Genomic DNA, 732 nt, shown 5'->3' on the forward strand with positions numbered 1-732 from the left:
GTTCGTAGTCGGTGGCATATCCGTCTGAACGGGAAAGCGCCCTCAGCTTCCGTGTCGCTTCCAGAAGAAGCCTGCGCTGTGACTCTACGGAATCCAGCAAAAGGGAAAGACCGGCACCCCCTTCCTCCGTATCCATGTGGATGCCGTTACGCAGCCAGTTCATGAAGGCGCGTGACCAGTGGGTGCCGCTGTGCTGGAATTCTTTAGGATAGTCAATCCCATAATAATACAGGAATGCCTTGATGCGCTGTTTCATTCTTGCCAGGTCACGGACAAGGGCGTCACGGCTGCGCAAAAGGGTACGAACCTCCAATGTCTCCCTGCAAGGGACATGGATGGCTGTCAGTTCATTGTTACGCAGAGACCTGGCTATTTTCCTGCTGTCCACCGCATCCGTCTTCTGAAGACGTTCCTTCTGGCTGGTGGAGACATCCGCCGGATTAACCACTATATTCTGTATTCCCATTTCAACCAATTTATAATGCGCCCAAAAGCCACTGAAACCCGCTTCATAGGCTGACAGATAATTCCCGTTGGGAAAATGCGCGTGAAGATAAGAGGACAGGGCTTCCGGACTCGGGGGCTGAACGAATGTCTTGTGGTGGAGATGATCGCTCAGAATACTTACTGTCCAACTCTTCAGATGCACATCAATTCCTACATAAATATTTTGTCCTTCAAAATTTAATGTGTTACTTTGTTTACGCATAAAGTCATGGGGGTATTAAGTTA

General features: G+C 49.5%; 1 protein-coding gene. It reads right to left on the bottom strand.

What is annotated here, in order from left to right; translation table 11 throughout:
• Positions 1-709, bottom strand: a 709-nt coding sequence (locus tag B5F71_RS19565; protein WP_143269961.1) for a transposase, incomplete at its 3' end; no start/stop codon positions are given.
• Between the last annotated feature and the right edge of the window lie 23 nt (positions 710-732).

The organism is Bacteroides sp. An269 (assembly GCF_002159755.1).
GTDB classification, from domain to species: Bacteria; Bacteroidota; Bacteroidia; order Bacteroidales; family Bacteroidaceae; genus Phocaeicola; species Phocaeicola intestinalis.